Source organism: Arthrobacter sp. Y3225116, assembly GCF_059091245.1.
The window spans coordinates 1-4,246 of sequence record NZ_JBNHGL010000243.1 but is presented as its reverse complement, the minus strand read 5'-3'; the positions used below and the strand labels follow the sequence as shown (position 1 = coordinate 4,246).

General features: G+C 69.4%; 5 protein-coding genes. 2 read left to right on the top strand and 3 right to left on the bottom strand.

What is annotated here, in order from left to right:
* The 3 genes from AC5RV2_RS15330 to AC5RV2_RS15320 form a co-directional block, all read right to left on the bottom strand.
* On the bottom strand, nucleotides 1-871 hold an 871-nt coding region (locus tag AC5RV2_RS15330; RefSeq protein ID WP_494093047.1), incomplete at its 3' end, for an oxygenase MpaB family protein.
* Between the two features lie 209 nt (nucleotides 872-1,080).
* Nucleotides 1,081-2,112 (bottom strand): isopenicillin N synthase family dioxygenase, encoded by a 1,032-nt coding sequence (locus AC5RV2_RS15325; RefSeq protein WP_494093046.1) that lies wholly within the window; start codon nucleotides 2,110-2,112, stop codon nucleotides 1,081-1,083.
* A gap of 161 nt (nucleotides 2,113-2,273) precedes the next feature.
* Nucleotides 2,274-3,185 (bottom strand): hypothetical protein, encoded by a 912-nt coding sequence (locus AC5RV2_RS15320; protein ID WP_494093045.1) that lies wholly within the window; start codon nucleotides 3,183-3,185, stop codon nucleotides 2,274-2,276.
* Nucleotides 3,186-3,413: 228 nt separating this feature from the next.
* Here AC5RV2_RS15320 and AC5RV2_RS15315 point away from each other — a divergent pair, with 228 nt between their 5' ends.
* The gene (locus AC5RV2_RS15315) at nucleotides 3,414-4,007 is read left to right on the top strand and encodes a DUF4352 domain-containing protein (protein ID WP_494093044.1); all 594 of its coding nucleotides are present in this window, start codon (nucleotides 3,414-3,416) and stop codon (nucleotides 4,005-4,007) included.
* On the top strand, nucleotides 4,000-4,246 hold a 247-nt coding region (locus AC5RV2_RS15310), incomplete at its 3' end, for a hypothetical protein (protein WP_494093043.1). The genes AC5RV2_RS15315 and AC5RV2_RS15310, both read left to right, overlap by 8 nt.

Below are 4,246 nucleotides of genomic sequence, written 5' to 3'. Positions count from 1 at the left end.
CCTCGCTGGGCCCGGTCTTGGACAGGCCGAGCCGGACGACGCCTAGGACGATGTGGGTGGCGGGCTTGATGAGGACGCGCAGCGGCAGGGGAGTGGTCGGGCGCAGCCCCAGCAGGCGGCGGTGCTCCTCGGGAAGCGTTTCGACGGCGGCGGCGAACAGGATGCGGTACCCCAGTCGTTGCGAGCGGGGCAGCGGCGGCCGCCTGACAAACGCGACCGTCTCCTCCATGGCGGGCGACGCGGCGAGTTCCGGTTCAAAGCTGGCCAGTTGGGCGCGCAGTTCCGCGTAAGTGCGGGGCGGGTCCGAGACGTGCATGAGCTCGCCGGCCTTGGCCCATTCGGCCACATAGCGGTCCGGACCACCCGGGAACCGTCGGCCGTAAGCGAGGTGCGCGGTGACGAAGGCGTCCGTGAAGGTCAGATGCACCCAGCGCAGCAGACGGGGATCGTTGGCGTAGTACGGCTGCTGACCGCCGGCGGAGTCGGTGTAGGTGCCGCGGACGCGTTCATGCAGGCGCAGGACCATGTCGCAGGCTGAGCGCGCCGCCGCGGTGTCGCCGTATGTGACAGTGAAGATCCACCGGATGGTGTTGGCCAGGCGCCCCAGCGGATCATCGCGGTAGGCGGAGAAGTCATGCACGCCGGCCAGCGCGCCGGGATGCAGCGTTTGCGTGAGCAGGGAACGGATCCCGGCAACCAGCGTGGGCATCGAGCCGTGAACCGCCCAGACGGCCGAATCGGGCGCGAAATAGCCCGCGTCGTCGCCGTTCTCCAGGTCCAGCTCCCACTGCGGGATTGTGTCGCTCTGCCCGGAAAACGTGCCCCGCAGCTCGTCTCGCCAGCGGGTCAGGATGTTGCTCACACAGCCCATTATGGGCGAGCGGGAACGGCCGCGCACTGGGGTAGACAGAGCCTGCACCGAGAAGAATGGTGTGTGCAACGTAGAAGGTCGCACACACCATGGGCTCGTGGGCTCGGAAGCCCCGGAGCGTCGGACCCTGGACCAGGAAGCCCTGGCATCCGGACCTGAAGGCTCACACCCCCAGACCCGGAAACCCCGGACCCCGCGACCTACCGCGCCTACTTCTTGGCGAGCAGCTCCGGGTAGAACTTCTCGGTCACGTCCGGGTGGGCACGCAGCCGTCCCTTGAGCATGTTGGCGCCGAAGCTGGAGAGCATCGGGTTGGTGGGGTCGTCGGTGCGGCCGCGGGAGCTGGCCTTGAGCTCGTCCGGCAGCGGCACCGGGTCGATCACGGCGTCCAGGCGCGGCGACCAGAAGAACGGCACCGAGTAGCGGTCCACGCCGGGCGGCGGAGCCTGCACGCGGTGGACGGTGGCGGTGATGTAGCCGTCGGTGGCCACCTCGAGCATTTCGCCGAGGTTCACCACCAGGGCGCCCTCGATCGGCTCGACCGGCAGCCACTCGTCGGACTCCGGCGGCCGCACCTCGAGCCCGCCGACCATGTCCTGCAGCAGCAGGGTGACGAAGCCGTAGTCGGCATGCACGCCCACGCCCTGGTCGCCGGCTTCCTCCACCACGCCGCCGACGTAGTGCACCAGCTTGCCCATCCAGTGCGGGGTGTCGGCGAACGGCTCGTCGAAGTAGTCTTCCGGCAGGCCCAGCCCGACGCCGATGGCCGAGAGCAGGTCGTGGCCCACCGTTGACATCAGCTCGGCCCACGCCATGGCCTTCTCGCGCAGGTCCGGCTGCACGGCATCCGGCCACTGGTTCGGGCCGCGGAGCAGCCAGTACTTCTGGTCCTCCGGGTAGTCTGCCACGGGCTCGCTCTCCGGCGAGTAGTCCAGCTGCTCGCGGGCGTCGGCGCGGCCCTGGGTCCGCTCGGTGCCCATCCGCGTGTAGCCGCGGAAATGCGGGGAGTTGCGGTTGTCCAGCTTCAGCCGCTCTTCCAGCGGCAGCTCGAAGAAACGCTTGATCGCGTCGAAGAGCTCCGCCACCTGGCCCTCGGCAGCGCCGTAGCCGGTGATCTGGAAGAACCCGACCCGGTGCGCGGCGTCGCGCAGCTGGTCGATGAAGTCCGGGTTGAAGCTGCCGTCCGCCAACCGGGCGTTGCTCATGTCGAGTACTGGAATGCTCCCCTGAAGTGCGTTCATGGAAGGCAGACTAGCACCGGGCCCGGAGTCAATTGTTACGGACGTTACGTTTTGCTGCGGCGGCACAGTTTCGCTTGACTCGCGGCCGGAATCGGCGTGGAATGCGCCCCGTATTTCCCCGTATTACGGCCCGACGGCGGGGCGGCCGGCTCGGGAAGCCCCTACAACGTCTGCGCGATCGCAGCCCACGTCCGCAGGAACGCCGCGCCGGCCTCTTCATGCACGGCCTTCGGGAAGCCCAGGTGGGCCGCGGTCAGCACCGGGTAGGGCTTCTGCGGGACGCCGTCGTCGGGGCGGACATCCACGTGCAGCACCGCATGCCCGTTGTGGTGCAGCAGGTCGGACATCGCGTAGTCGGTGCGGGAATCGCCCATCGTTCGCCACGCGTGCGGCACCACGCCGTCCGCGGCCAGCATTTCCAGCGCCCGCTCGGCGCCCAGGTCCTTGCCCAGCTGCACCGACTCGATGTCGGTGGCGATGATGTTCGGGTCCACCCGGTAGTCAATCCGGTCGTCGCTGTCCGGCAGGTGCTGATCCAGGCGCGTGGCACCCATGCCGAACCTGGACATCAAAGCCAGGACCTCGGCGTCGAACTTTTCCTGCACCTGGCGGTACTCCCGGTTTTCGGTCCCCACCACCTGCTCCACGGAGACCATGGCCCGCTTGGTTTCGTCGAAGAACATGTGGCTGGAGTAGCCGGAGCTGACCAACTTGCGCACCTCGGCGGCGAACTCCTGCGGCGGGGCCAGCGCATGGTCCACATGGACGGTGCCCGGGCCGGCGGCGGTGAAGCTGAACCAGACGGCGCCCTTTTCGCACACCGCGTAGCAGCGCACCCCCGGCGGCATCCCGGCGGCGAGCATCGGCTCCATCACCTGCTCGCGGATGAACTGGTCCGACCGTCCGGTGTTGAACACGATCGGCCAGCCGCGTTTGGCCATCACCAGCAGCGAGTGGATGATCTCCGACGGCACCGTGCGGGTCACCGGCGAGGAAACCGGGCCGTCGACGTCCAGCAGCAGGCCGATGGGCGGCTGGTCCGGGCGGGCAGGGAGACCGGCTGTGAGGCTCATGGTCCCAGTATGACGGGGCGGCCCGGCCGTTCGCATCCCACCAGTTTTTCCCAAGCCCGCGCGGCAAGGATGGGTGCCTACAGGTTTGGGGGATGGGAAAGCGGTAAAGCAATGACGACGCTCTATGGGGATAGCGCGGTCGTGCCGGGGCCGGACAGCAGCGCGAGCCTGCCGTCCGGTCTCTCGCGGCGTGTATTTGGAGTACTTGTTGGGGCCGGCATCGCCGGCGTGGCGGGGGGCGCGGGCCTGCTCACGGCCAGCCACCTGCGGGGCGGCAACCTAAGCCCGGGAGGCGTGGAAACGTCCTTCGGGAGCGTGCGGCTGGTGTCCGCGGAGCGCCAGCATCGGTTGGCGTACGACGGCGGTGTTCCCGCTTCGGGCACGGCGACCTCCGCTGCGGCGGGGCCGGCTGGCGGCGCTGCGGGCAGGGGGACTGCCGGGGGTGGATCCGGGCACGCCGGCCATGGCCCCATCATGGCGGCGGCCCCGCAGCCGGCGAACATGACGTGGGGCGACCACGTGCTGGTGGAGCTGGAGGTGCAGAACGCTTCGGAGGACGAGGTGCTGTTCGCCCCCGGGCAGTTGCGGCTGAGGGTCGGCGACGGCGGGCCGACGGTGACCAACCGAGACTCCGGAGAGGCCGTGGCGCTGGCAGCTTGGAGTACCGAGCGCTTCTGGATCAGCTTCCTGGTGCCGGCGGACGCGCAGCGCTTGTCGGCGGAGTTTACGGATCCGTGGCTGCACGCGGCGCCGATGCGGCTCGAACTGCCGCGGGTGGCGCTCAGGCCCGGCTGGCTGGACGAGGGCGGACATCATGGCTGAACACGTTCCGGAGCCGGACCACGGCCGCACGATTAGCGCCGCCTCGGGTAGCGCCGCCTCGGGTAGCTCTGCGTTGGGTCGCGCTGCCTCCGATAGGACAGGCGCTGAAGGAACGGAGCCCCGGCTGCCAAATGACTCCCAAGAGACAGCCAGCGTGGGGCGCTGGAACTTCCTCAAATACGGGGCCGCGGCCGGGTTCGGCGCGCTGGCCCTGGGCGGACTGGGCGGTGCGGCACCGG